The organism is Streptomyces sp. NPDC060000 (assembly GCF_042737375.1).
Lineage (GTDB): Bacteria > Actinomycetota > Actinomycetes > Streptomycetales > Streptomycetaceae > Streptomyces.
In genome coordinates this window covers 20,943-46,471 of record NZ_JBHWUU010000051.1, presented here as the reverse complement: position 1 = coordinate 46,471, position 25,529 = coordinate 20,943, and the positions used below count along the sequence as shown (strand labels likewise).

General features: G+C 71.1%; 23 protein-coding genes and 1 pseudogene. 9 read left to right on the top strand and 15 right to left on the bottom strand.

The annotated features are described in order from the left end of the window. Window positions 1–22: 22 nt before the first annotated feature. Together ACFWBB_RS25465 and ACFWBB_RS25460 are read left to right on the top strand one after the other, a co-directional pair. A complete protein-coding gene (locus tag ACFWBB_RS25465; RefSeq protein WP_385276853.1) occupies window positions 23–832 on the top strand; it encodes an AraC family transcriptional regulator in 810 nt (269 codons plus the stop codon). Window positions 833–856: 24 nt separating this feature from the next. Continuing rightward, window positions 857–1,450, top strand: coding sequence for a hypothetical protein (locus tag ACFWBB_RS25460; RefSeq protein ID WP_385276850.1), 594 nt, complete (start codon window positions 857–859; stop codon window positions 1,448–1,450). A 105-nt stretch (window positions 1,451–1,555) separates the two neighbouring features. On the opposite strand, the pseudogene ACFWBB_RS25455 reads toward ACFWBB_RS25460, so the two are convergent. Both ACFWBB_RS25455 and mshA read right to left on the bottom strand, forming a co-directional pair. After that, window positions 1,556–2,056: pseudogene (locus ACFWBB_RS25455) on the bottom strand (YbjN domain-containing protein); the annotation flags it as partial. Beyond that, entirely contained in the window at window positions 2,049–3,386 is a 1,338-nt protein-coding gene (mshA, locus tag ACFWBB_RS25450; protein WP_385276847.1) for a D-inositol-3-phosphate glycosyltransferase, read from the bottom strand. The gene mshA and the pseudogene ACFWBB_RS25455, both read right to left, overlap by 8 nt. A gap of 275 nt (window positions 3,387–3,661) precedes the next feature. On the opposite strand from mshA, the gene ACFWBB_RS25445 reads away from it, so the two are divergent. The 3 genes from ACFWBB_RS25445 to ACFWBB_RS25435 all read left to right on the top strand — a co-directional run bounded on the left by ACFWBB_RS25445 (window position 3,662) and on the right by ACFWBB_RS25435 (window position 7,702). Further along, window positions 3,662–4,480 (top strand): class I SAM-dependent methyltransferase, encoded by an 819-nt coding sequence (locus tag ACFWBB_RS25445; RefSeq protein ID WP_385276844.1) that lies wholly within the window; start codon window positions 3,662–3,664, stop codon window positions 4,478–4,480. 245 nt (window positions 4,481–4,725) lie between these two features. Beyond that, window positions 4,726–5,817: an NlpC/P60 family protein gene (locus ACFWBB_RS25440; protein ID WP_385276841.1), complete on the top strand. Its 1,092-nt coding sequence runs from the start codon at window positions 4,726–4,728 to the stop codon at window positions 5,815–5,817. 394 nt (window positions 5,818–6,211) lie between these two features. Next, on the top strand, window positions 6,212–7,702 hold the full coding sequence (locus ACFWBB_RS25435; RefSeq protein ID WP_385276837.1) for a PP2C family protein-serine/threonine phosphatase: 1,491 nt from the start codon (window positions 6,212–6,214) through the stop codon (window positions 7,700–7,702). Between the two features lie 134 nt (window positions 7,703–7,836). On the opposite strand, the gene ACFWBB_RS25430 is transcribed toward ACFWBB_RS25435, so the two are convergent. From ACFWBB_RS25430 to ACFWBB_RS25420, 3 genes are all read right to left on the bottom strand, one after another. Continuing rightward, window positions 7,837–8,181, bottom strand: coding sequence for a DUF2516 family protein (locus tag ACFWBB_RS25430; RefSeq protein WP_328484594.1), 345 nt, complete (start codon window positions 8,179–8,181; stop codon window positions 7,837–7,839). A gap of 163 nt (window positions 8,182–8,344) precedes the next feature. Then, complete coding sequence (locus ACFWBB_RS25425; protein WP_385276834.1) at window positions 8,345–9,040, bottom strand: hypothetical protein; 696 nt, start codon at window positions 9,038–9,040, stop codon at window positions 8,345–8,347. A 150-nt stretch (window positions 9,041–9,190) separates the two neighbouring features. Then, a complete protein-coding gene (locus ACFWBB_RS25420; protein WP_385276831.1) occupies window positions 9,191–9,622 on the bottom strand; it encodes a helix-turn-helix domain-containing protein in 432 nt (143 codons plus the stop codon). A 187-nt stretch (window positions 9,623–9,809) separates the two neighbouring features. Between ACFWBB_RS25420 and ACFWBB_RS25415 the strand changes: the two genes are divergently transcribed. After that, entirely contained in the window at window positions 9,810–10,463 is a 654-nt protein-coding gene (locus ACFWBB_RS25415; RefSeq protein ID WP_385276828.1) for a class I SAM-dependent methyltransferase, read from the top strand. Between the two features lie 158 nt (window positions 10,464–10,621). Here ACFWBB_RS25415 and ACFWBB_RS25410 read toward each other — a convergent pair whose 3' ends face one another. The 4 genes from ACFWBB_RS25410 to ACFWBB_RS25395 form a co-directional block, all read right to left on the bottom strand. After that, on the bottom strand, window positions 10,622–11,137 hold the full coding sequence (locus ACFWBB_RS25410) for a GNAT family N-acetyltransferase (protein WP_385276825.1): 516 nt from the start codon (window positions 11,135–11,137) through the stop codon (window positions 10,622–10,624). A gap of 76 nt (window positions 11,138–11,213) precedes the next feature. Continuing rightward, window positions 11,214–12,431 carry a N(5)-(carboxyethyl)ornithine synthase gene (locus ACFWBB_RS25405; RefSeq protein ID WP_385276822.1) on the bottom strand — a complete coding sequence of 406 codons (1,218 nt, stop codon included), beginning with the start codon at window positions 12,429–12,431 and terminating at the stop codon, window positions 11,214–11,216. 257 nt (window positions 12,432–12,688) lie between these two features. Beyond that, complete coding sequence (locus ACFWBB_RS25400; RefSeq protein ID WP_385276819.1) at window positions 12,689–14,842, bottom strand: HelD family protein; 2,154 nt, start codon at window positions 14,840–14,842, stop codon at window positions 12,689–12,691. A 178-nt stretch (window positions 14,843–15,020) separates the two neighbouring features. Then, window positions 15,021–15,650 carry a TetR family transcriptional regulator gene (locus tag ACFWBB_RS25395; RefSeq protein WP_385276816.1) on the bottom strand — a complete coding sequence of 210 codons (630 nt, stop codon included), beginning with the start codon at window positions 15,648–15,650 and terminating at the stop codon, window positions 15,021–15,023. Window positions 15,651–15,875: 225 nt separating this feature from the next. On the opposite strand from ACFWBB_RS25395, the gene ACFWBB_RS25390 reads away from it, so the two are divergent. Further along, window positions 15,876–16,880 carry a zinc-binding dehydrogenase gene (locus ACFWBB_RS25390; RefSeq protein WP_385276813.1) on the top strand — a complete coding sequence of 335 codons (1,005 nt, stop codon included), beginning with the start codon at window positions 15,876–15,878 and terminating at the stop codon, window positions 16,878–16,880. Between the two features lie 396 nt (window positions 16,881–17,276). Here ACFWBB_RS25390 and ACFWBB_RS25385 read toward each other — a convergent pair whose 3' ends face one another. Together ACFWBB_RS25385 and ACFWBB_RS25380 are read right to left on the bottom strand one after the other, a co-directional pair. Next, window positions 17,277–19,424 carry a phosphotransferase gene (locus tag ACFWBB_RS25385; RefSeq protein ID WP_385276810.1) on the bottom strand — a complete coding sequence of 716 codons (2,148 nt, stop codon included), beginning with the start codon at window positions 19,422–19,424 and terminating at the stop codon, window positions 17,277–17,279. A gap of 257 nt (window positions 19,425–19,681) precedes the next feature. Then, a complete protein-coding gene (locus ACFWBB_RS25380; RefSeq protein WP_385276807.1) occupies window positions 19,682–20,563 on the bottom strand; it encodes a winged helix-turn-helix domain-containing protein in 882 nt (293 codons plus the stop codon). A 169-nt stretch (window positions 20,564–20,732) separates the two neighbouring features. Between ACFWBB_RS25380 and ACFWBB_RS25375 the strand changes: the two genes are divergently transcribed. After that, on the top strand, window positions 20,733–20,918 hold the full coding sequence (locus ACFWBB_RS25375) for a hypothetical protein (RefSeq protein ID WP_385276804.1): 186 nt from the start codon (window positions 20,733–20,735) through the stop codon (window positions 20,916–20,918). Here ACFWBB_RS25375 and ACFWBB_RS25370 read toward each other — a convergent pair. Together ACFWBB_RS25370 and ACFWBB_RS25365 are read right to left on the bottom strand one after the other, a co-directional pair. Beyond that, window positions 20,905–21,762, bottom strand: a complete 858-nt coding sequence (locus tag ACFWBB_RS25370) for an HAD family hydrolase (RefSeq protein ID WP_385276801.1) — start codon at window positions 21,760–21,762, stop codon at window positions 20,905–20,907. The genes ACFWBB_RS25375 and ACFWBB_RS25370 overlap by 14 nt on opposite strands. Further along, a complete protein-coding gene (locus ACFWBB_RS25365) occupies window positions 21,711–22,595 on the bottom strand; it encodes a winged helix-turn-helix domain-containing protein (RefSeq protein WP_385276798.1) in 885 nt (294 codons plus the stop codon). Before ACFWBB_RS25365 ends, ACFWBB_RS25370 begins: the two co-directional genes overlap by 52 nt. A 153-nt stretch (window positions 22,596–22,748) precedes the next feature. On the opposite strand from ACFWBB_RS25365, the gene ACFWBB_RS25360 reads away from it, so the two are divergent. Next, a complete protein-coding gene (locus tag ACFWBB_RS25360; RefSeq protein ID WP_020130348.1) occupies window positions 22,749–22,943 on the top strand; it encodes a hypothetical protein in 195 nt (64 codons plus the stop codon). Here ACFWBB_RS25360 and ACFWBB_RS25355 read toward each other — a convergent pair. Both ACFWBB_RS25355 and ACFWBB_RS25350 read right to left on the bottom strand, forming a co-directional pair. Continuing rightward, window positions 22,933–23,841, bottom strand: a complete 909-nt coding sequence (locus ACFWBB_RS25355) for a FadR/GntR family transcriptional regulator (RefSeq protein WP_385276794.1) — start codon at window positions 23,839–23,841, stop codon at window positions 22,933–22,935. The genes ACFWBB_RS25360 and ACFWBB_RS25355 overlap by 11 nt on opposite strands. Window positions 23,842–24,195: 354 nt before the next feature. Continuing rightward, a complete protein-coding gene (locus tag ACFWBB_RS25350) occupies window positions 24,196–25,461 on the bottom strand; it encodes a GNAT family N-acetyltransferase (RefSeq protein WP_385276791.1) in 1,266 nt (421 codons plus the stop codon). Window positions 25,462–25,529: the final 68 nt, after the last annotated feature.

Genomic DNA, 25,529 nt, shown 5'->3' with positions numbered 1-25,529 from the left:
CGACGTCTTGTACGTTCTTTGCATGGCCCCCCGGCAGGAAGTCTCCGCCTGGCGCCCGGCCGTCCCGGGTGTCGTGGAGGTCTTCCACGCCCACTTCACCGAGTACGCGTACCCGATGCATGTCCACGAGGCCTGGACGCTGCTCATCGTCGACGACGGCGCCGTACGGTACGACCTCGACCGGCACCAGCACGGCACCCCGCACGACACCGTGTCCCTGCTGCCGCCGCACGTGCCGCACAACGGTTCGCCGGCCACCTCGGGGGGCTTCCGCAAGCGGGTCCTGTACCTCGACGTCGGCGTGCTCGGCGAAAACCTCATCGGAGCCGCCGTCGACGCACCCGACCTGCGCGATCCCGTGCTGCGTCGGCGGGTCGGACAGCTGCACTCCTCACTCGCCCGGCCCGGCGACGAGTTGGAGGCCGACAGCCGGCTGACACTGATCGGTGAGCGGCTGCGGGACCACCTGCGAACGGGACAGGGCGCCACAGCCCAGCGCCGCGATCCCGCCCTCGCGGGCCGCCTGCGTGAACTGCTGGACGAACGCCTCGTCCAGGGCCTGACGCTGGGCGAGGCCGCGGGGCTCGTACGGGCCCATCCGGCCCACCTGGTACGGGCGTTCAGCACGGCGTACGGCATCGCGCCGCACCAGTACCTCACCGCCCGGCGCGTCGACCTCGCCCGTCGGCTGCTGCTCGACGGGCGGCCGCCGGGGGAGGTCGCGGCGGCGGCCGGCTTCTACGACCAGGCTCATCTCACCCGCCATTTCCGGAGGTTGGTGGGAGTCACGCCGGGGCGGTACCGGGATCGACGGAAGGCCTCCGTCCGCTGATCACCGGTGGATAGCGTCGCAGCCATGGATGAGACACAGCACGCCTCCGGCACACCAGACCCGCAGGAACCCCACGTCCCGTCCGCCCGGGGCGCCTTACACGCGAGACGGATCTCGGTCGCCGTCGCGGGAGCGGCGGCCCTCGTGGCTCTGAGCGTCGGCATCGCCCTCGCGGCCGGTTCGGACGAGGAACCCGCCACCCCCATACCGAGCGCGTCCACCCAGCAGCCGGTCACCGAGGCACCCGCCGAGACCGGGGGCGACACGGGGAGCGACATCTCCGGCGGAACCACCGGCGGCGTCGACGGCGGGACCAGCGCGGGCGTCGACGGCGGGACCAGCGCGGGCGTCGACGGCGGGACCAGCGTCGGCACCGGTCCCGACCCGACGGATACCGCGCACCCGCCCACCCCAACGCCCACCGCACCGGCCGACCTGGACGAGATCAACCGGCGCCTCACGGAACTCGACGACAAGCTGGACCAGCTGCCCACCAAGCGGGAACTGGCCGACGCCCTGCGCGCCTTCGCCGATCAGCTCGACTCTCCGCCTACCCGTACCCCTAGCCCTACTGCTGCCCCTGACCCGGACGCCGGCTCCAACGCCGGCGCTTCCTGACCGTTCCCGGGGTCAGTCGGCCGAGCCCGGCCGATCCGCTGAGTCCGTCGGGTTCGTCGGGCCCTTCGGGTCGGTCGGGCCCTTCGGGTCGGTCGGGTCGGTCGGGTCGGTCGGCCGGTGCGTCAGATGCGTGAACGCGTCCAGGTTGCGGGTCGGTTCGCCCCGGGAGACCCGCCACTCGTACTCCCTGCGGATGGCGCTCGCGAAGCCCAGCTCCAGCAGGGTGTTGAAGGCGCCGTCGGCGGCCTCCAGTACCTGGCCCATGAGGCGGTCGATCTCGTCGGCGGTGACCGTGGCGAGCGGGAGGCGTGCCGTGACGTAGACGTCGCCGAGCCGGTCGACGGCGTAACTCACGCCGTACAGCTTGAGGTTGCGCTCCAGGAGCCAGCGGTGGACGCCGGACTCGTTCTCGTCGGGATGACGGATGACGAAGGCGTTCAGGGAGAGGGAGTGGCGGCCGACGATGAGGGAGACGGTCGTCTTGAGTTTGCGGGTACCGGGGAGCTGGACCACGTAGGTGCCGGGGGCCGGGCTCTCCCACTCCAGTTCCGCGTCCTCCAGGAAACCCTCGATGACCTGTGCGGCCGTCTTCTCCACGTCACCCATGCTCGGAGCGTACGCGACGGCGGTGGGACTGGGTCGCGGCCGCGTAGACGTCGGCGGTGGCGGCTGCTGCCGTGTCCCAGCCGAAGGACTGGGCGTGCGCGGTCGCGGCCGCGCCCATCCGGGCGGGCAGGTCGGGACCGTCGGCGAAACGTGCGAGCACGCGCGCGTAGGCGGCCGGGTCGTGGCCCTGCACCAGGAAGCCCGTCTCGCCGTCCCGGACGGCCACCGGGAGCCCGCCGACGGAGGCCGCCAGCACCGGGGTGCCCGCTGCCTGCGCCTCTATGGCGACCAGGCCGAAGGACTCGCTGTAGGAGGGCACGACCAGCAGCGACGCCGCCCGGAACCAGTCCGCGAGCTGATCCTGGCCGACCGGCGGCCGGAACCGTACGACGTCCGCGATGCCGAGCCGCGCGGCCAGTTTCTGCAGTCCCTCGGGCTTGGCCAGGCCGCTGCCGCTGGGGCCTCCGACGACCGGGACGACGATGCGGGAGCGGAGCTCGGGGCGCTCGTCGAGCAGGACGGCCACCGCGCGCAGGAGGATGTCCGGAGCCTTCAGGGGCTGGATGCGGCCTGCGAAGAGGGGGACCAGCGCGTCCTGGGGCAGGTCGAGCCGGGCGCGGGCGGCGGCCCGGCCGTCCGCCGGGGCGAAGCGGTCGAGGTTGACGCCCGGGTGCACCACGGCGACCTTGCCGGGGCCGGCGTCGTAGTGCCGTACGAGTTCGTCGGCCTCCTCCGCCGTGTTGGCGATGAGGCGGTCGGCGGCGGCGACGATCTGGGTCTCACCGATGACACGGGCGGCGGGCTCGGGGGTGTCGCCGTCGGCCAGGTTGGCGTTCTTGACCTTGGCCATGGTGTGCATGGCGTGCACCAGAGGGGCACCCCAGCGCTGGGCGGCCAGCCAGCCGACGTGGCCGGAGAGCCAGTAGTGGGAGTGCACGAGGTCGTAGTAGCCGGGCCGGTGACCGGCCCAGGCCTGCATCACGCCGTGCGTGAAGGCGCACAGCTGGGCCGGGAGGTCCTCCTTGGCGAGGCCCTCGTAGGGGCCGGCGTCGACATGCCGCACGAGGACTCCGGGGGCCAGCTCGACGGTCGGCGGGAGGCCGCCGGTGGTGGCGCGCGTGAAGATCTCGACCTCGATGTTGATCGCGGCGAGGCGCTGCGCGAGTTCGACGATGTAGACGTTCATGCCGCCCGCGTCGCCGGTGCCGGGCTGGTGGAGCGGAGAGGTGTGCACGGAGAGCATCGCGACGCGGCGGGGGCGGCGGTGGAGCCTGAGCCGCGAAGGTGCCGCCGAAGAGCGACGCCCGAGCCTGTTGGCGTACTGGCTCACGGGCGTTCCTCCTTGCTGCGGGCATGCCGGAAGGAGGGTGTGGGGCCCTCCAAGGGGGTGCAACACCGGAGGAATGCGTTCCCATTCCTGGCGGGTTACGGAAAGGGGCGGTTTTTGCTCAGTCATTACCGCGTTTCGCTCAACCGTTCGAGGTGTGTGTGCGTCACGTGCGCCGTGTGCGCCGCGTGGGGTGTCCGAGCGGTTCTCGGGCTCGGACACCGGACGGCTTGGGACGCCGGACGGGCTGATCGCGGTGCCGCATTACCCTCGTAGGCATGACATCCCGCACCCCTGCCCGCCCCGTGGGCACGGTCACGCGCGGGACGACGAACCCCAACCGGCTGCGCCGCATGGACCGCTGGATCGCCGCGACGTACGGCGCCGAGCTGCGGCGCGCCGCCGATCCGCTCGCCGTCGACCTCGGGTACGGGGCCGCGCCCTGGACGGCCGTGGAATTGCTGCGGCGGCTGCGTTCCGTCGCGCCACGCGCGTGTGTCGTGGGCGTCGAGATCGAACCGGCCCGGGTGGCGGCCGCCCGGCCCTACGAGCGGGACGGGCTGGTCTTCCGGCACGGCGGGTTCGAGATCCCGGTGCCCGGACGGCCGCACCTCGTACGCGCCGCCAACGTGCTGCGGCAGTACGACGAGGTCGAGGTCGCCGCCGTCTGGGAGCGGCTGTGCGCGCGGCTCACGCCGGCCGATCCGGTGACCGGGTCCCGTGGCGGACTGCTCGTCGAGGGGACCTGCGACGAGATCGGACGCAGGCACGTGTGGGTCGCGCTCGGACCGGAGGGGCCGCGCACGGTCACCTTCGCGACCCGGCTGGGATCCCTGGAACGGCCCTCGGACCTGGCGGAGCGGTTGCCCAAGGCCCTGATCCACCGCAATGTCCCGGGTGAGCCGGTGCACGCCTTCCTCCGCGACTTCGACCGCGCCTGGGCGGCCGCCGCGCCCTACGCGTCGTACGGCGCCCGCCAGCGCTGGATCCGCACGGTGCGCGACCTGACGGCCGACTGGCCGGTGACGGACGGGCCGGTGCGGTGGCGGCAGGGGGAAGTGACGGTGCGGTGGGGGGCGTTGGCACCCCGCAACTGACCGGGGCCCCCGGCCGGGCCCTGCCGGCGGAAGTCCCGCAGGGCCGTAGGGAACGATCTCCGTGAGTCGTTCGTCACACAGGCGGGGAGATCGTCATGAGCGGGTGGGGAAGAGGGGAAGGACTGTTGCGGCTGGGAGCCGCCCTGTCGTTCCGTCGCCACCTCTGTAGTTTTCGGCTGTGACGTGGCACGATCCCCCGGGCACCGTAAGTTACTGACGGTTAATCAGGGGTTGGGGGACGGGGTATGGGAACGGGCAAGCGCGGCCTGCTCGCGGCGGCTGTGGCGGTGGTCTGCGCGGTCACCGTGCTGGGCGCACCCGGTACCGCGTTCGCCGACCCGGGCCCCACACCGTCGCCGACGGCGAGTTCGACGACCCCGCCGCTCCCCTCCACCGCGTCCAACAAGGACCTCGAGGCCGTCCGCACCAAGCTCGAAGCGCTCTACCACGACGCCGCGGTCGCCACCGACGCCTACAACGCGGCCGAGGAAGCGGCGAAGAAGCAGTCCGCGGAGATCGTGGAACTGGCCAAGAAGATCGTCGCGGGCCAGGAGAAGCTGGACGACCTCAAGAACCGTGCGGGCGCCGCCGCCCGCGCCCAGTACCGCACCGGTGGCCTGCCGGACGAGGCGCAGTTGATGCTGAGCGATGACCCGTCGGAGTTCCTCGACGGAGCCGGCCGGGTACGCCAGGGTGAGCGCGCGACCAAGGGCCTGATCGTCGAACTCACCCGCGCCCAGCAGGACTTGGAGCAGTACTCCAAGGACGCCTCCACTCAGTGGAAAAAGCTGGAGGCGGGCCGCAAGACGAAGGCGACGGCCCAGAAGAAGATCGAGAAGCAGATCGCGGCGGCCGAGAAACTCCAGTCCCAGCTCGAGAAGGAGGAGAAGAAGCGCCTCGAACAGCTCGAGGCGAAGGTGGCACAGGAGGCGCAGACCGCCTGGCTGGGCACCGGTGTCCTCGACGAGATCAACAGCGCGGCGTCCGTACAGGGCAAGCAGGCCGTGCAGTTCGCCACCGCTCAGATCGGCAAGCCGTACGTGTGGGGCGCGGAGGGCCCGGACTCCTTCGACTGCTCCGGACTGACCTCCGAGGCCTGGAGGAGCGCCGGCCGGCCGATACCGCGTACCTCGCAGGAGCAGTGGAAGCAGCTGCCGCACATCGCCGTCGCGGACATGCGGCCCGGCGACCTGATCATCTACTTCGACGACGCCAGCCATGTCGCGCTGTACGTGGGGGACGGCTCGATCATCCACGCCCCGCGCCCCGGCCGTACGGTCACGCTGGCGGGGGCGGGTTCGATGCCGATACTCGGGGTGGTCCGGCCGGACGCGTGAGGTCGCCCGACGGCAGAGCGGACGGCCGGTTGCCCCGGCGGGCGGCAGGGCGGTTGGCCGCGTCGGTGGCCACGTCGGCGGCCGGGCGGGCGGCCCGGCGGGCGGCCGGGTCAAGGCCGGTCGCCCGGGCGATCCCTCGGGGTGCCCCCCACCACGTGACCCAGGGCACCTCGCCCCGTCGGCAAACGCCGCGTGGACGTGACGTTCGTCATCCCCGCGTCACACCCGCCCTGCCCAAATGCGGTACAGAACGCGGCATATGACAGTGGCCAGAGATCAAGCGGCCTGTCTCACACCATTCCGTTGCGGCGCCTTCTGCCGCTATGGTCCCCGTCGGTGGGTCGAGGTCCCTCGTCCCCGCCATGCCCTCGGGGGGAGGGAAGGAACCAGGACGATGCCCGTACCCGTACCGCGGCAGAGAGCGATCCCGGCCGTGGAAAGTGGTCAGGCGCAGGCCGCGCCCGCAGTCGGCGGCCCCTCCGGCAAGGAAACCGTTCGCAACGAGGCGACGACGGCCGGGAACAACACCGCGCACGACGACAACGCGCACAACACCGCGCTCAACGCCCCGCCCGCCGACGGCGTCCACCATGGCGTGAGCACCACCAGCGTGAGCACCACCAGCGTGAGCGCCGACGGCCCGAGCGCCACCGGCGTGAGCACCACAGGCGTGAGCGCCGCCGGCGTGAGCACCGCCCACACCACCCTCACGCTGCTGCTGATCGAGGACGACCCCACGGCCGCGCCGATCGTCCACGACCTGCTCGACGCGGACGGCAGGCCGATCCGGGTGCGCACCGCCCGCAACCTCACCGAGGCCGAGCGGCTGCTGACCCACGACGTCCACTGCATCCTGCTGGACCTCGCGCTGCCGGCCCCCGGCAAGGCGGGCGAGCCCGACGACGAGCTCGCCGTCCTGCGCCATGTGCTCCGGCTCGCGCCCCGGCACGCCGTGCTCGCGCTCACCGCGTCCGGTGACGCCGGACGCGGCGCCGAGGCGGTACGCGTGGGCGCCCAGGACTATCTCTACAAGGACGAGCTGGACGGCCGGCTGCTGAGCCGCGCGATCCGCTACGCGGTGGAGAGGAAACGTTCCGACACGGCGGAGCGGCGGCTCGCCGAGGGCAAGCTGCGCGCGCAGGAGAACGCCCGCCTGGAACGCGGCCTGCTGCCCACGCCCCTGCTGGAGGGGTCCCCGCTGCGCTTCGCCGCCCGCTACCGCCCCGGCCGTTCGCGCGCACTGCTCGGCGGGGACTTCTACGACACGGTCCGTACGCCCGACGGCACTGTGCACGCCATGATCGGCGACGTCTGCGGGCACGGCCCGGACGAGGCGGCGCTCGGCGTGGAGCTGCGTATCGCCTGGCGGGCGCTGACGCTGGCGGGCCTGTGTGGGGACGAACTGCTGAACACGCTTCAGCAGGTACTGGAGCACGAGCGCGACGACGACGAGATCTTCGCGACGCTGTGCACGGTGGACATCGCACCCGACGGCCGCCGGGCCGGCCTGTGCCTGGCCGGGCACCCGGCGCCGCTGATCGCCCGCCCGGACCGGCCCGCGCGCCTGCTGCCGTTCGACAACAACGGCCCCGCCCTCGGTCTGCTGCCGGGCGCCCGCTGGCCTCGGATGCAGGTCGAACTGGGCGCCGAGTGGAGCCTGATGCTCTACACCGACGGCCTGATCGAGGGACGGATCGGCGAGGGCCGGGAGCGGCTGGGCCAGGACGGCATGGTGGAGATGATCCGCCGCCAGCTCTCCGAGGGGCTGCGCGGCGAGGCCTTGCTGCGGGCCGCGGTGAACGAGGTGCGTGAGCTCAACGGGGGCGAGCTGACCGACGACGTGGCAGTGGTGCTGCTGGACCGGGTCGCGGTCCCGGCTCCGTAGCCGCAACCGTCATGGTCCCGGCCCCGGAGCCCCAGCCGTCGCGGTCCCGGCTCCAAGGCCGTAGCCGTAGCCCTGTCCATGACCGGGCAGGGTTACGAGACCGGGCGCCCGACGGATGTCCGGCGCCGCGCGCGCTACCGGCCGCCGTTGTAGGGGCCGTACGGGCCGTCGCTGCTGCTGCCGCCGCGCCTGCGACCCCAGCCGCCGCCCCCGCCGACCTGCCGGAGGGCCGGTCGTACGTCCACGAAGAAGACGATCGTGGCGACGAGTCCCGCGAGCTGGAGGAAGAGCATCGGTACCAGAAGGTTCACCGCCACCGCGATGCCGAGGATGATCAGCCAGAAGCCCTTGTTCTGCTTGTCGGCGGCCCGGTAGGCGTCGTCGCGGAACAGAGCGGCCATCACCAGCGCCACCACGGCGAGGACCAGCATGGCGAGGTAGAGCAGCCACAGCAGCCCGGCGAAGCCTTGGATCAGCACAACGTCCACCACCCGACTCGACGCGATTCGACTCGCTCGTCCTTACGCGGTCACCGTACCCGCAACCGCACTCCCGCTACCCGTACAACGGGCCGGGCACTCCATGAGTGCCCGGCCCGTGACCGTATGTCCGTGTCCGCCGTGTCCGTCCCGGCTCTCGTTCTCACTTGGCCGGCGGCGTCGTCTTCTTCGCGGCGGGCTTGCGGACCGGAGCCTTCTTGGCGACGGGCTTCTTCAGTTCGGTGGGCTCGGCCTGGGCCGTGGCCGGAGCGGGCTTCGGCTCCTCCTTGACCACGACCGGCGAGGCCGCGGGCGCGGGCTTGGGCTCGGAGCCGGGCTCGACCGCGATGGCGAGCTCCTCGATCTCCTCGGCGGCCTCGCCGCGCCAGGTCCGCACGGCCTGCTCACCGTGCTCGGCGACCTTCTCGTACGTCTCGCGGGCCTTGACGGCGTACTCGGCGGCGACGCCGACACCGCGCAGCGCGAAGTCCTGGGCGGACTCGCCGAACTTCTTCAGATCGGTGTCGAGGGTGCTGCCGATCTTCTTGATGTCCCCGTCGAGGTTGCTGATGAAGTCGGTGACCTTGGCCTGCAGCGCCTCCTGCGCCTCCTTGGCCTTGGCGGTCGCCTCCTTGGCCCTGGCGGTCGCCTCCTTGGCGCGGGCGCCGGCCTTCTCCTGCACGACCTTGGGGTCGGTGTTGCGGACGGCCTCGAAACGGGCCGGGGCCTCGGTGCGCAGCTGCTCCACCAGACCCGGCACCTTCTTCGCCTGCTGGAGGGCCAGATCGGCGGTGCCCGCGGCGAAGTAGAACGGAGTCGGGTCGCTGAAGGTCTTGCGCAGGTCGTCGGTGATGGCCATGGTGAAGGTCCTCCCGGATTCACGTTCGTCGTGTTGGTCGTGTGTGCCGTATGCGTCTTATGTTTCGCGTACGGCGTGTTCATCACTTACGTCGTTGTTCGGCTGAGGGTCATACAGGTTCGCAGCGGGGCGGCCGGTCCCCTGGTCCGGTCAACTGGCCGTCTGCTGCGGACCGGCGTCGCTCTCCTGGCCCTGCGGGCCCGCCGCACCGTCGCCGTCCACGAATCCGTTCTCCTTGCGGAAGGACTCGTAGATCTGGAGCAGCACCTGCTTCTGCTGCTCGGTCAGCGTGGGGTCGGCGAGGACGACCGCGCGGGTCGCGCCGTCCCGTCGGTGCTCTTCCCCGTCCCGTTCCGCGTCGAGGATGCCGGCCCGCACGTACAGCGTCTCGGCGGAGATCCGCAGCGCCTTGGCGACCTGCTGGAGCACCTCCGCGCTCGGCTTGCGCAGCCCGCGCTCGATCTGGCTCAGATACGGATTGGACACCCCGGCGGCGTCGGCGAGTTGCCGGAGCGACAGCTGCGCGTTGCGCCGCTGCTCGCGCAGGTACTCACCGAGATTGCCGACGTTGAGCGATGCCATGTCTCCACTGTGCACCAACGCCGCTAACTATTGCAAGCACCTGCTTGCAATAGTGTGTCGTGTCACCCGGCCCCGTCACCCCGACCCGTCACCCGGCCCCGTCACCCGCCCCGCACCCGCACCCGCACCCGCACCCCTCACGGGCGCCCGTCCCCGGGTTGTCGGTGTCGCCCCCTACAGTCGCCAGGTGATAGAGCCCTCCTACCTTGCCGCGATCCAGGAGTCGTACGACACCGTCGCCGCCGACTATGCGGAACGCGTCAAGTCCCCCGCGGAGCTGGATCCGCTGTCCCGTGCGATGTTGGCCGCCTTCGCCGAAACCGTGCGGGTGGCCGGCCGAGGGCCGGTCGCGGACCTTGGATGCGGGCCTGGCAAGGTCACGGCGCATCTGGCGGACCTGGGGGTGTCCGCCTTCGGCGTCGACCTGTCCCCGAAGATGATCGAGCTGGCCCGACAGGCCTACCCGGGTCTGCGCTTCGAGGTGGGCTCGATGACCTCGCCGGCGATTCGGGACGACTGTCTCGGCGGCATCCTGGCCTACTACTCCACGCACCACACACCGCCGGGGTCGTTGCCCCGCGTGTTCGCCGAGTTCCACCGCACGCTCGCACCCGGCGGCCGTCTGATGATGGCCGGTCATGTGGGAGACGACGTCTGTCTGCGTCCGACGCGGGCGTACGGCGGTCATCCGGTGTCCTACGAGTCCCATCTGCTCCCGGCGGATCGGATCGCCGCGATGTTGGACCGGGCCGGGCTCGTCCTCACCGCACGACTGCTGGAGGAGCCGGCCGAAGGGGCGAACCGGACGATCGCCACCTTCCTGGCGCAGAAGCCCGAATGACGGTGAGGGAGTCCGGAGACGGAGTCTTACGGCCGACGGCCCGGTTCTGGCGGAAATTCACGGGGCGCACCCGGGCGGACCCACAGCCTGGGAATCCTTGGAGCACGCGCCCGGATGACCGCTACCGCCGCGGTCCGGTAGCCGGGACGGATGGGCGGTCAGGACGCCGGGGCCGGGAGCGCCTCTGCCGCCACCGGCGAGGCCGCGGCGAGTCTCGCGAGGGGTTCACCGCTCAGCCGGCAGACGGTCCACTCGTTCAGGAGCTCCACGCCGAGGGACTTGTAGAAGGCGATCGTCGGCTCGTTCCAGGCCAGGACCCACCACTCGAAGCGCTCGTAGCCGTGTCGCTCACAGATCGCGGCCAGGGCGGCGAGCAGAGCCTTGCCGTGTCCGCCGCCTCGGGCCTGCGGCCTGACGTACAGGTCCTCCAGATGCATGCCGCGTGTGCCGGTCCAGGTCGAGAAACGGGGGAACCACAGAGCGAAGCCCAGGGGCTCGCCCGTCTCGTCGTCCTCGGCGAGCAGCGCGAACGCGGCGGGATGCTCGCCGAACAGCGCCTCGCGGAGCTGCTCCCCGGTCACTCGGGCCTGCTCGGCCGACCGTTCGTACGCGGCGAGTTCGCGGATCATCGCGCGGATCTCGGCGACGTCGTCCACGGCGGCGGCACGGATCATGCCGGAGATCATCGGCCACAGTAAGGAGCCCTGTCCAGCCGGTTCCCTGCGCGCCGGAAGCGAGCCGCCGACCGTCTCACACCTCGCCGGTCCGCTGCTCCTCCACCGCGAAGTCCGCGTCCGGACCTGGTCGGCCCAGCGAGCTCGCCCGGACCTCGGGAGCATGGGGATAGGAGGCTTGCCGGTGCTGGAAGGAGAGGATCTTCGGGTTCTGGACGACGCCGTCGCGGACCTCGATGGCCTTCTGGACCGTGACGTCGCGGTCCCATGCCGCGGGACCGCTCATGACCTTGCGCAGATAGGGAAGGAGCGCCTCGCTGATCTCCCAGGTGGCGGAGTTCCACAGGTGGGACGGGCTGTGATCCACCGCGTAGTAGTGGCAACCCGGCCCCACCGCGAGCATGGGTTCGCCGAAGGTGCTCGGGCGGGCCCATTCGAAGCCCATGCCCTCGTCGCAGGAGACGTCGACGAAGAAGGTACCCGGCCGGAACAGGGCGAGTTCCTCGTCGGTGACGAACATGAGCGGCGCGTCGGTGTCCTGCAGGATGCAGTTGACGATGATGTCGAACCCGGCCAGGTACTCCGCCAGCGGCACGGGACCGGTCGCGGTGGATACCTGCAGGCGCGAGGGGTCCTCCTCCTGCTCCTCGAAGTGGCCCATCACGACCGAGGGCATCGGCGAGGCCACCGCCGCGGCGGCGCGCTGGGTGAGCACCGTGACATCGGAAACCCCCATGGCACCGAGGCCCGTGACCGCCCCGCGCGCCGTGGCCCCGAAGCTGATGACCGCCGCGCGCAGGCGGCGCCCGTAGCTGCCGGTCAGCCCGCCGAGCTGCAGCGCGTGCAGCACCGAGCAGTACCCGGCGAGCTCGTTGTTCTTGTGGAACACATGGACGCTGAAGGCGCCCGTGGGGGTCCAGTGGTTCATGGCCTCCCAGGCGATCAGGGTCAGCCGCCGGTCAATGGCGATCTGGGTCATCTTCTCGTCCTGCACGCAGTGCGGCCATCCCCACAGCACCTGGCCCTCGCGCAGCTCGGCGATGTCGCCGTGCGTCGGCTTGGGCAGCAGCACGACGTCGCACTCGGCGAGGAGTTCCGCGCGGGAGCGCAGGCCGGCCACGAGTGGTCGCAGCGCGTCGTCGGCTACGCCGAACCGCCGGCCGTAGCCCTGTTCGAGGAAGATCCTCTCGCGTACGTCCGGGGCGATCCGTTCGAGGTGGCTGGGGTGCAACGGCAGCCGGAACTCGTTCTCCTTGCGGGAGGAGGCAAGTACTCCGAGGCTCTTCAGGCTCATGTGGGGCGGCTCATTTCCGACCGGACGCGGTGCGCTCCGGGATTGCCGTTCCCCGAGGGCGACGCCGAAATGGATGACGGCGTGCGAGGTGCGCTCGGTGGCGCCACCGTACTCCCCTCCCGACCGCGGAGCGCCCGCCGCTCGTTTGAGCTCGAAGGATCGGAAGGCGCAGGTCCGGGCACAAGTCCAGGTCCAGGTCCAGATCCAGGCCGAGCTCCCTCGCCCCCTGCTCTTCGGCGCCTGTCCGTCGGCCGCCTTCACGGTCCCCTCCTCTCCCCCTCCTCTCCCTCCCACGGCAGCTCCCGTTCGTGCACCACCTCCAGTCGGGAGACCGCACGGGTCAGCACCACGTAGAGCCGGTTCAGGCCCCGTCGCTCCGACTGCGCGATGGCCGCCGGTTCGACGGCGACGACGTGGTCGTACTCGAGGCCCTTGACGAGGGTCGCCGGGACCAGCGTCACCCGGGCGGCCGGGTCGTCCGGGCCGGAGGTGGGGATGCCGGCCCCGGTCAGGGCGTCGCGGACCTCGTCGAGCTGGGCATCCGCGGCGATGACGCCGATCGAGCCCTCCCGGGGGAGTGCGTCGCGTACGGCGGCGACGACCGCGGAGCGCAGATCGCCCTCGGCCCGGCGGACGCGCAGTTCGCCGTCCCCGCGCAGGGAGTCGGCGCGGGGCACGTCGATGTCGAGGAGGTCGAGAAGGCGGCCCGCGAGGGTGAGGACGGCGGCCGGGACCCGGAAACCCGTGGTCAGCGGGACGATCGTCGCGTCCGGCTTGCCCAGGTGGGCCATCTGCACCCGCCAGGAGGCCGCCGCCCAGGGGGTGGTGCCCTGGGCCAGGTCACCGAGGACCGTGAGCGAGCCGAAGGGGACCCGGCGGGCGACCGCCCGGCACTCCATCGGGGAGAGGTCCTGGGCCTCGTCGAGGACGACATGGCCGTACCCCTGGGGATGCTCCAGGAGGCCGGCGATCTCGTCGAGGAGGACCAGGTCGGCGGACGACCAGCGCGCCGACCTCGGCGAGCGGGGCGGGCGGGGCCAGAGCAGGGCCCGCTGCTCCCCGGGGTCCAGGAGACCGTTCGCAGCTTGCGCCAACTCCGACCCGTCGGTGAGGAGTTGGGCCAGTACCTCCTCCGGGCGTGCCTTCGGCCACAGCGCTTTCACGCACGCGCTCACCGGCCGGGCCCGTTCGACACTCCGGGTCCAGGAGGCCGGACGCGGTCCGCTCCTGCGTTCGACCTGTGCCTGGACGCGGCGCACGATCCGGCTGCGCACCCGCTCGCGCCCGACCTCGTACGGCGGCTCCTCGTCGAGCACGCCGGCGACGATCCTCGTCAGTTCGTCGCCGGCGATCCGCCAGCGGTAGGAGCCGTCGGGTACGGACAGGTCCTCGGCGCGGTCGGCCGTCACCCGTCCGTACACCGCGCGGCGCAGCACCTCGGCCATCCGGGCGTCGTGCTTGACGGCGGCGGCCTCGTCGGGGTCCGTCCCGGTCGCCGGGCGGCGGGCGATCTCGTCGTGCAGGGTCGACTGCCGCACGCCCGTCTCCCCGAGGGAGGGGAGCACCTCCGCGATATAGGAGAGGAAGGTCCGGTTGGGGCCGAGGATCAGCAGTCCGCCGCGCTGGATGCGGCGCGGGTGGGTGTAGAGGAGGTAGGCCGCCCGGTGCAGGCCAACGGCGGTCTTGCCGGTGCCGGGAGCGCCCTGCACGCACACGGACTCGGCGAGGTCGCCGCGTACGAGCTCGTCCTGCTCGGGCTGGATGGTCGCGGCGATGTCCCGCATGGGGCCGACGCGGGGACGCTCGATCTCGCGGGCCACGATCCCGCCCGGCCTCCCGGACCCGCCCCGGCCGGCGGGCTCATCGGCGCCGGGGCGCGGGGCATCGTCGGGGCGCCCGCCCCCGTCGAGGCACTCGTCCTCCAGACCGGTGAGATCGGCGGAGTCGCCCCGGCTGCCGGGCGCCCAGCCGAACCGCCGCCGTACGGCCACGCCCCGGGGGTCGCGGGAGCTCGCCTGGTAGAAGGCGCGCGAGACGGGGGCGCGCCAGTCGACGACGAGGGGCGGGGCGGCCGGGTGCTCGCTGATGCGGAGCCGGCCGATGTGGTGGGCCAGGCCTTCGTGGTCGCCGCCCGTGCCGTGCGCGAAGTCCAGCCGGCCGAAGAACAGAGGGCCCTCGGGCAGTTCGTGCAGGGCCTTGGCATGGCTGCGCAGCCGGAAGCCGAGGACCTCGGCGTCGGCGCCGGAGGCGGAGACGTCCTCGCCGGTCACGACCTGGAGGTCGGCGCCCTCGACCATCGCGGCGAGGGCGGCGCGGCAGGCGTCGTGGTGGGCGCGCTCGTGGTGCAGCGCGGTGCCGGGATCCGCCGGGCTCTTCGGGTCGCCGTCAGCGGCGAGCTCGGGTGCCGTCATACGACAAGGGTAACGAATAACGTGACCGAGTCACATCTTTTACCGAGTATCAGAGCGTTGGGCCACGGCAGTCCGCCCCCGGCTCAGCCATGGCAAGCCGGACCCTGGCTCAGCTGCGGCAACCCGGCTCCGGCTCGGCTGCCGCAACCCCGCCGCCGGCCAGCTGCGGCAGCTCGCCTCAGCCCAGCTGCGGCAGCCCCGCCGCCAGCATCGCGAACGCCCGCTCCGCCGCCGTCTGCGCATCCTCCCGTACGTCCTCCATCCGCTCCCCCGCAGCGATCCGCCGCCAGTTCTCCTCGGCGAGGATCCGCCGGACGGCGATGATCTGGCCGGCCGCCAGCCGCGCTTCGAGGGCGCTGGGCAGATCGTCGCCGAGGGCGTCGGCGAGGGAGGCCTCCGAGCGCTCCAGATAGCCGTGCAGTCGGGCCACCAGGGAGGGGGTGCCGTAGAGGAGGTCGTAGAAGGCGCGGACGTTCGGGTGGTCGTTGAGGCCGGTGACGGGGTCGGCGGCCGCCAGTCCCGCCAGGAAGTGCCGGCGCAGGGCGGGGAGCGCTGCGACTCCCTCGGCCCGCGCCGCCGTGACGACCCGTGCCGCCTCCTGCTCATGGTCCGCGATCCGGTGCAGGACCAGGTCCTCCTTGGCCGGGAAGTAGCGGAAGAGGGTCGGCTTGGAGATCTCGGCAGCCGCGGCCACCTCGGCGACGGACACCGCGTCGAATCCGCGCTCCATGAAGAGCCGGACGGCGATGTCCGACACGGCCTGGTACATCCGCTGCCTCTTGCGCTCCCGCAGCCCCGTCTCGCTCATGCGCCGAGCCTACGGGGCCGGTCGCCGCGCCACCTCGTCCCGCCGCGCTACCTCGTCCCGACCTGGCCTCGAACTCTCCCCGACCTCGTCCCGATGTCGCGTCGGCCTCGCCTCGAACTCACTTCGAACTCACTTCGACTCGCCCGACCCGGCTTGACCTCAACCGCGGTTGAGGTCGAAGACTTCATGCACACGCATCAAACGGCACCGCAGTGGAGGTATGTCATGCGAGCGGCACAGGTGAAGGCGTTCGGCGGACCGGAGGTCCTGACCACGGTGGAACTGCCGGACCCGGTCCCGGGCCCCGGCGAGGTACTGATCGAGGTCGCCCACGCCGACACCATCTACGTGGAGACCCAGATCCGCACGGGCCAGGCCCGCGCCTGGTTCCCCGTCGAGCCACCGTACGTCCCCGGCGGCGGCGTCTCCGGAACGGTCACCGCGGTCGGCGCGGGGGTGGACGCCGAGTGGGTGGGCCGCAGGGTGACGTCCTTCGTGGACGGCAGCTACGCCGAGCGTGTGACGGCCCCGGTCACCGCGCCGACGCCGGTCCCGGACGGCCTTGACCTGCGCACGGCCGCGGCCCTCGTTCACGACGGAGTGACGGCCGCGGGTCTGCTGGAACTCACCGCCGTGGGTCCCGGCGACCGCGTCCTGATCCTCGGCGCCTCGGGCGGCATGGGCACCCTGTTGATCCAGCTCGCCCGCGCCCGGGGCGCCCGGGTGGTGGCGGCGGCCAGGGGAGCCGGGAAGTCGGCGCTGGTGCGGGACCTGGGGGCGCATGCGGTGGTGGACGTGTCGGAGAGCGACTGGGTGGAGCGGGCGCGGGAGGCGTTGACCGCCGACGTCGCCGGGGCTGCCGAAGCCGCTGACGGAGACGAAGCCGCCGCCGATGTCGTACTGGACGGCGTCGGCGGTGAACTCGGCCTCGCCGCCTTCCCGTTGACGGCCACCGGCGGGCGTTTCTCCGCTCACGGCGCGCCCTCGGGCGGCTTCGCGGCGGTGGACGTGGCCGAGGCGGAACGCCGGGGCGTCACCCTGTTCGGGATCGGCGACGTGCAGTTCGGTGAGGCCGAGGCGCGCCGCCTGACCGCGCAGGTGCTGGCGGAGGCGGCCGCGGGACGGCTGCGGCCGGTGATCGGCGCCCAGTTCCCGCTGACGGAGGCCGCCGAGGCGCATGCGGCGATCGAAGGGCGGGAGCTGATCGGGAAGGTGCTGCTCGGGATGTGACCCGACGCCGGCGTTCACGCGCCGGGCGCGTGCGCGGCCCGGGGCGCGTGCGTGGCCCGGGTCCCGGCTGCCCACCCCGGGCCGGCCCTCCGGTCAGGTCGGCCCGGGCAGATCTCCCCGGGCCAGGCCCACCCAGGGCCTCCGGTCCACCCCGGGCCAGGCCCGCCCAAGGCCTCGGGTCCACCCAGGGCCAGGCCCACCCAAGGCCTCGGGTCCACCCAAGGCCAGGCTTACCCCGAGTAGGGTGGTCCACCCTGGGCAAGCCCACCCCGGATCAGGACCACCCCCAGGCCGGGCCCCCGAATCGGGCCCCAGGTCAGGATCACCCCGGATCAGGACCACCCCCAGGCCGGGCCCACCCCAAGCCACGTCCACCCCAAGCCACGTCCGCCCCGGTCAGGTCCGCCCCCGGGTCAGAGCCAGTTCGAGGTAGGGGTTGGTGGTTCGGGGGGTGGGGAGGCCGAGGGAGGCGGTGGCCGCGGCCAAAGTCTCGGCGTAGGAGTCCACGGCACGCCGGACGTTGGGGGCGTCCAGGCCCGCCCTGGTCGTCAGGCGGACGAGGTCGATGTACGCGGAGCGGATGGTCTCGATCCGGCGGTAGACGGTCCAGTCCTTGTGCCGGTCCCTCGTGTACTTCTTCGGCAGCTTCTTCTCCCATCGCCGGAACATACGGGTCCGGATCTCCGGCCGCGTCGGCGTCAGGTGCATGTGCCGGACCAGGTCGTAGAGCGGGTCGCCGACCAGGGCCATCTCCCAGTCGATGATGGTCAGCGCCAGGTCGTCGTTACGGCGCACAAGGTTCCACGGGTTGAGGTCGCCGTGCAGCAGGGCCGGGGCCCGGTCGCTCACCCGGTACCCCGACAGGATCTCCCGCAGCCGCCATTCGTCGGGCAGCCCGAGCGTGCGCGCCAGTTGCAGCGACTCCTTCGGCAGGTCCCGTACGAGTCCGATCAGTTGTTCCTTGAGCCATTCGCAGAAGTCACCGACACCGGCGACCGCGTCGACCGACGACGGGTCCACGCGGGTGAGTTCGCACAGCTGGTCCACCAGCGCGTCCGCCTCGTGCGGGAGCAGACCGTGCTCCGGGTGACTGGGCGACTGGTCGATGTGCGTGCCGACGTACGTGTGAATGCTGAAGGCGTCGTCCGGGTAGCTCTCGCCCAGCGCCAGCACCTTCGGCGCCGCCACCAGGACACCTGACTCCTGGATGGCCTGCAGGACGGTGTGCTCGCTGAGGTAACTCGGTTCGAGCCGCGAGACACCGGGCAGCCTGCGGCGTACGACGACGGGGGTCGGCATGCCTTCCACACAGACGACGGAGTTGAGGTGGGCGGTCCCCTTGAACACCCGGCCCGCCGGAGCGGCTCCCTCGGCGAGCAGGGCCTCCCGTACGGCCGACTCCGGGAAGCGGGGGTTCTGGGGAAGGCGCCGGTCCGGCTGCCAGGCGGAGGCCGTCTTCTCCCAGTGCTGACCGCTGGCGCCTCCGTCCTGGCGCGACGCCAGCCATCGGAAGAGTGCGCGCTCGATCTCGTCGTTCTGGGGAACGTTGCTGAGCCGCAGGTGTTCCGCCGCGGTCTCCAGGGCGCGGCGCACCTCCGCCGTGGCCTCGTCCCTGCTCTTGCGCATGGACGACTGCTGCAACGACCGCGCGGCCCGCATGACGTCCGGGTAGACGGACTGCGCCCGCTCGAAGTCGATGTAGTGGCGCAGATCCTTGTCCAGCCCCTTGACCGCGCTGGGCCGGCACTGCCACATGGCCTCCGTCCAGGCGTCGATCACCTCGTCCCACTGGTGGGCCGGGTACCGCATGCGCACCAGGTGGGTGGCGAGGTCGTGCAGCGGGTCACCGTAGGTGGCCAGTTCCCAGTCGACGCAGACGAGCGGCGGGTCACCGTCGTACGACACGATCAGGTTGTCCCGGTGCAGGTCCGCGTGGAGCAGGCTGTACGGCCGCCGGGTCATCGCGGGCACCCGATCGGCCAGCCTCAGCAGGGCGTCGTCGGAGATGCCGAGCGCCTTGAACAGGCCGCCGAACTCTTTCCAGTTGGGCTTGCGGATCTGTTCGTCGGCACACAGGGCCAGGGTCTTCAGGAAGGCCCGGCTGTCGCTGTGGTTGGCGGGCCAGGAACCGGGCAGCGGCGGCAGTGCCTGCCGGCGCACCTGGGTCATCTGGGCCAGCAGCCCGGCCAGCGCCTTCATCAGCAGGGTGTCGACAGGCTTACCGTTTCCGCAGATCGTGGAGAGCGGTACGCCTTCCACATGGCTGTGGATGGAGTAGTCCCGTGTCTTGATCAGGCACTCGGGCGCGTGCGGCAGGGCGCTGCGGACGGCGTCGAGGATCGCCGCCTCCTCCGGCCAGGTCCTGATCACCACGGGCAGCGCGTCGGACCGCCTGATGCGCACGATCACCGAGGTCCCCGGGGCCCGGCCCGCCAAGGACGCGACGCCTTCCGTCAGCGGCAGCACATAGTTGCGATTGTGATGGCCGCTGGACTCCTGGGTCGATTCGGCCGCCCTGACGAAGGCCCGCAGCACTCCGGGCACGTCCTCGGCGGCTCGTTCCCCGAGGTGACGAGGGGGAACAAGGTGGTCGACCACTGGCCGCTCCGGTACTCGCGCTGGGCAGGGTAGGGCAAAGGGTAAACGCGCCGCACGACCGGAGTGATGATCAGCTGAGCCATTCGGTGGTTTTGCCACTCGCCCACGTCAGGCCGTTCGAGACCGGCTTGTTCGCCTTCTCATACGTATGGACGGGAGCTATTGCTCGCGCGATTGAGGCATGCTAGCGCACCCCGCCCCGGCTATTCGGCGAGGAAGTTCCACACGGAGTCGAACCACGACTGCCAGGTGTCGACGAAGACGGTGCCCTGGGAGTTCGGGTCCGCGTCCTTCACCTGATGGCTGAGGGTGGCACCGAGACCCAGCACGTCGAGGGCGGTGATCTCCTCGATCTCGTCGTCCGAGCCCACGTCGATCTGCCGTTGGATCACCTCGTACGGTCCGTGCAGCGCCTCGGCTCCGTTGAAGAGGTAGAGCTTGAGGGTGGGGGCCAGCGGGGCGTGCCGGATCTGAATGTCGACGGACGGCACGAGTTTCTCGGTCCGCAGGTCCCTCAGCACCCCGCGCAATGACTCGGTGTGCCGGTTGGTGATGTCGTGCAGCCGGTTGCGCAGCCTGTCGTCGTCCTTGTCGTCCTTGACCCTCGGATAGGGCAGGACCAGTTCCTCGGAGGGCAGGATCATCCGCAGGCCGATGTGCTGGGGGGCGATGGAACGGCGGTGGATCCGCTCGGCCTGCAGCCGGATGTGCGCGTCCAGCGACTCGGACGTCAACGTGTAGACGTCCAGGGTGACTTCCGGCTGCTCGAAGGCCTCGCTGAGCAGCGGTCCCAGTGTCGCTCCCTGGAGCTGCCGGGTGGCTTTCGGTGTGGAGGACTGTATCCGCTGCGTCTTGACCACCCGGGATCCGCTGCCCTGACGGGACTCGATCCAGCCCTCGTGGGCCAGTTCCCGCATCACGCGGGAAACGGTGTCCCGGGAGACGCCGAACTCCTCGGCCAGGTCCCGCTGAGACGGCAGGAAGGAACGCAGCGGATACGTCCCGTTCGCCATCCGGGCACGTAGATCGTCGGCGACCCGGTGAAACTCCCGGCCGCCGCTGTCACCGCTCTGCTGCGCGTCCACACAGCGACCGTACCGCTATCCATCCAATGACAAACCAATCTCCGTCAAGTCCCGGACAGTACGGGCCGATTAAGGATCAATCGGCCAGGGGAAATCCATTTCAAGTCAACCAGTCCAATTGGACCGGGACTTGCATGCTTCACCGAGAATGGCAGGGAGGTGGAAGGTCGTGCTCCTGTTATCGGCACTCTGGGAACTCCTCGCGTTCTTCGCGGGGTTGACGGTCCAGGCCAAGCTGGGGGCGGTGGGCCTGATGCTGCTGTTCACCGTGACCGTGGGCGTGCGGGCCCGGCACGACGTGCTCGCCGTCGGGGCGGCCGTCGTGCTCGTGCTCCTGCTGCTCAGAGCTGCCTGACCGCGTTCAGCAGCGACTCCAGCGAGTCCACCACCGCCGTGGCGCCTGCTCCCCTGAGCAGCTTCTCCTTGCGCTCGTTACGCGCGTAGCCCAGGAAGGGCACGCCGGCCTCGCGGGCCGCCAGGAAGTCGGACGGGGTGTCGCCGATCATCAGGGCGGTGTCCGGTGCCGATCCCATGGCGCGCAGGGCGCGGTTCAGACAGTGCGGGTCGGGCTTGAGGTGGCGCAGTTCCTGGGTGCGCCCGTAGATGTGGGGCGCGAAGCAGGAGGTGAGCCCGCGGCCCGCCAGGTAGGTGGTCGCCACCTGCGGGGAGTTGTTCGTGGTGATGGCCAGCCGCAGGTTCAGCGCGACCAGCGTGCGTATCAGGGGGTCGGCCCACGCGGTGGGCATCGCCGTGGCCGTGGCTTTCAGCTCCTCCTGGGTGAGGCGTTCCTCCAGCTCTGTGACCAGGTCGCTGCCCGGATGCCGGCGGTCCACCGCGCGCAGCACGACGTGCGGGTCAAGCGACTCCCGCTCGGACTCCGTCAGCAGGCCGTGCAGGCCCCGCCCTTCGAGCCACTCCACGAGACCGTCGGCCACCCCTTCCGCCGAGTGACCGGCGAAGAGCCGGCAGATCGGCCCGTCGAAGTCCCACAGGACGACCCGCGCGCGGGTGATCAACTCCCGCAGATCCGCGGTCCCGTTCCCCGTGCCGGTCCCCTTGCCGTTCCCCGTTGCGTTCCCCGCGTCGTCGGCCGTCTCGTTCCCGGTGTTGGCTGCCACCGGTTCAGTCTGCGTCGTATCAGGAGTCACTAGGAGAGTGTCAGGTCCGTCGTGATGGTTTCCCAGAGGGCGTCGAACCACTTCTGGGATTCCTCCACGAACGCGGCGTCGCGCTGACCGGCGGCCTTGTCGAAGGAGAAGAGGAGGGACTCGGTGCCGAGCACGTCGTACATGTCGAGGGTCCCGAGGTCGGTGGCCTCCTCCCGGCGCGTGACCATGTAGTACGCCATCAGCGCCTCCTGGCCGTTGAGGAGGTAAAGCTTCACCGGCGGGGTGAAGGGCAAAGCGCGGAAGGCGATGCTGACCTCGATGCCGTGCGAGCGCAGTGTCTGGAGGTTGTGGCGCAGCACGTGCCCCTGGGCGTTGCGCATCGCCAGCCAGCGCTGGTGGACCGGGTCCTCGTCGTCGGCGCCGAGCGCCTCGACCGGGACCGGGAAGGCGAGACTGATGTCCCGGGACGGCAGCAGGATACGGACGTCGATCTTCTGGGGCCGGACACTGCCGGCGTGGATCAGCCGCAGTGGTTCCCCCAGGGCCGGGATGAGGCTCTCGGCGGTCAGACAGGCCGCGTCGATGCGCACGTGCGGGGCCGAGAAGGCCGCGGTCAGCCGTGGCGCGAGGCCCACCATCGTGGGCTGGGGCTCACCGCGGTCCGGCGCCGGCGGCTCCGCGATACGCGGCGGGCTGCCCTTGCTCACGTTGGTGAGCAGCCCGTCGTCCTGGAGTGTCCGCAGGGCCTGGCGTACGGCGCCGCGCTCCACGCCGAACTCGTCGGCGAGCTCGGCCTGGGTCGGCAGCCGGTCGCCGGCCCTGAGATCCCCGACGCGGATGCGTTCGCGCAGGACATCGGCGATGTCACGGGGTGAGAACCTGCTGCTGCCGTTCACTGCCACGTTCTCCTGAGTCACGACCAAACGCTACAACTTACATCAATCTGGCGGGAGTTGTTTGAAAGCTGTTTAGCAGTTGCCACCAAGTGGGGACAACATAGTCATAGTTGGTAACCAACTTGAGTGAGTTGGCGAAAGATTGCCATCCCGCTCCAGACTCCGAAGGGGGGAACCACCATGCCCGTCCTCGTCCTCCTCTGCGCCGCCTTCGTCGTCGGTGTCGAGCAGACCATCCAGTGGAAGTACGGCACCGCCGGCGCCCTCGGCCTGCTCCTGCTCAGCGTCGGCATCAAGGCCAAGAGCCCGGTCATCAGCTCCGCCGGCGCCGTGATCCTCGCCCTCCTCGCCACCGGCCCCGCAGTCAGCTCGTGAGCACCAGCTCCGAACTGATCGTCTCCCACAGTGCGTCGAACCACAGGCGGGACTGTTCCACGAACGTCGTGTCGCGCGGTCCGGCGCCCTGCTCGAAGGCGAACAGCACCGACCGCGTGCCCTCGGCGTCGTACATCTCCAGTTGCTCCTGATCGACCGTCTGCTCGCGCCTCTTGACCGTGTAGTAGGCGAACAGCGCTTGCGTGCCGTTGAGGAGGTACAGCTTGACGGGCGGGGTGAAGGGCAGCGCGCGGAAGGTGACGTGCACATCGATGCCGTGCGTGGAGCGCAGGGTAAGCAGGTTGTGCCGCAGCACCTGGCCCTGGGCGTTGCGGTGGGCCAGCCAGTGCCGCTGAAGCCGTCCGGTCTCCGAGATGTCCACCGGGGCCGGGAAGGCGAGTTCGATGTTCCGGGACGGCAACAGGACACGGACGTCGATCTTGGCCGGATTCAGCTGCCCCGCGTGGATCTGCCGCAGGACCTCGCCGATCGCGGCCGTCAGCGAGACCGCGGTCAGGCACAGGGCGTCGACCTCGACATGTTCCGCCGCGAAGGCCTCGGTGATTTTCGGCGGAAGCGCCACCATCGCGGGCTGCGGCGCCATGGCGGCCCCGAGCGGGAAGCCGGCCGTACCGGGGCGCGCGGCGACCGTGGCCGGGCTGCCTTTGGAGACGTTGGTGAGCAGCTGCTCCGACTGGAGAATGCGCAGCGCCTGCCGTACGGCACCCCGCTCGACGCCGAACTCGTCCGCCAGCTTGGCCTGCGTCGGCATGCGCTGACCCGGCCGCAGCACGCCGGTTCTGATCCGGGTGCGCAGCTCGTCGGCCACCTCGCGGTGTGACCGCTGCGGCCGCTCCGCCCTCCTCCGCCCATTGACGGAGGCATGTTCCGGCTCCACGTCCGCACACTACAACTTCCCGCCATCTTTAGGCAGTTCAAAGAGAGATGGTTATAGGACGCTTCCAAGAGGACATAAGTACAGTGAAGTTGGCAGCCAACTTCAACAACATGGTCAAACTTTCAGACGGTTGGCCGGTCGGGCTTCCTTCCGGAGGGGAGCCGGGAGCCCGAGCAGTCGGCACCGACGTACAGCCACAACTGAACATCGCACGCACAGCCACAACTTCAAAGTGATCGCACAGCCACAACTGAACAGCTACGGATACGCATTCACACCGAAACACCGACACACAGGTACCGCAGGTACGCAGGTACGCAGGTACGCAGGCAGGCGACGAGCAGAGAGGAGCCGTCAGAACATGTCCGGGCACCAAGGACGCCCGGACGTGCGCAGCAGGGCGTCGGCCTCTCGGGCGGCGCCCGCTCGTTCTTCCCGGAGGCGGCCCAGCGCCGCCAGCCGCCCCGCCGACTCGTCGCCCAGCCACAGCGTCGCCAGTTCGGCCACGTCCAGGGTGAGATCGGCACCGCGGGCGGTCGGCGTGCAGGAGGCACCGTCGGGGGTCGCGTCCAGCAGGAAGCGGCCCCCGGCCAGGCCCGCCCGGTCGACGACCTCGAGGACCAGCGAGCCCGACGCGTCGTACGTCCGCGCCTCCAGGGCCCGTACGACGTCCAGGATCCGCACCCACAGCCAGTCCGCCTGCGTGGTGATGCTCGCGGCGCGCGGGTCCGGCAGGTAGTGGGGCAGCAGATCGTCCGGTGAGCGCCGGTCCGTCTTCACCCGGGTGATCCAGTCGATGGAACAGAGGTAGTGCCACAGGGCGCGCCCCGCGGCCGGGGTCACCGCGCTCAGCCAGTTCACCGTCGCCGTGTTCAGCGGCTGCTTCGCGTCGCTCCACTCCTCGTCCGCCTGGTAGGAGGCCATGCCCTCGACCACGCCGTCCGCCGAGCGGTAGACCACGAAGAACGGCTCGACCCACGCACTGCCGTGCAGCCACAGCAGCCCGGTGCGCGCCGCCCACCAGTGCTCGTCCCGGTCGATCACGCCCGGCTGGGCGCGACGCAGCCGCTCATGCAGTTCGGGACCGATCCGGCGGATCTCCTCGGCGTCGGCGAAGTCGACACGGCCGCCGTCCCGGGGACCCGACCACTGCGGATCGAGGCCGGCGCGCGGTACGTCGATGGACCACTCGGTCATCGTGGTGGCCGGGCCGAATCCGTACCGGCCGTAGATCCGGTACTCGGCGGCTATGAGGGTGGCCACGACGTCCCCGCGTTCCTTCGCCGCCGTGAGGTCGTCGGCCATCAGGCGGGTGAGAAGTCCGCGGCGGCGGTGTGTGGGCGCGACGGTGACGTTGGAGATGGCGTCGGCGGGGACGGCGGCGCCGCCGACCGCCGTGAGCTCCTGGTCGAACGAGCGGAACGTCGCCACGCACCGGCCCGCGTCGAACGCGCCGGAGAAACGGGAGTCGGAGAACGCGGTACGGCGGTCGGCGAGCATCCGGTCGGGGACGGTGGGCGGGCGCAGGAAGCCCCTGTTCACGGCGCGCGTCCAGTCGGGCAGCTCGGCATCGGTGATCGGGCGGACGTCTACGGGGTGCCGGGTGGCGAGGCGGGTCATGGGATCACCGTAGGCAGGGGCGGGCGGGTGGCGCGGAGCTTTCTTCCCGCCTCCGCCGCCCTGGCCCG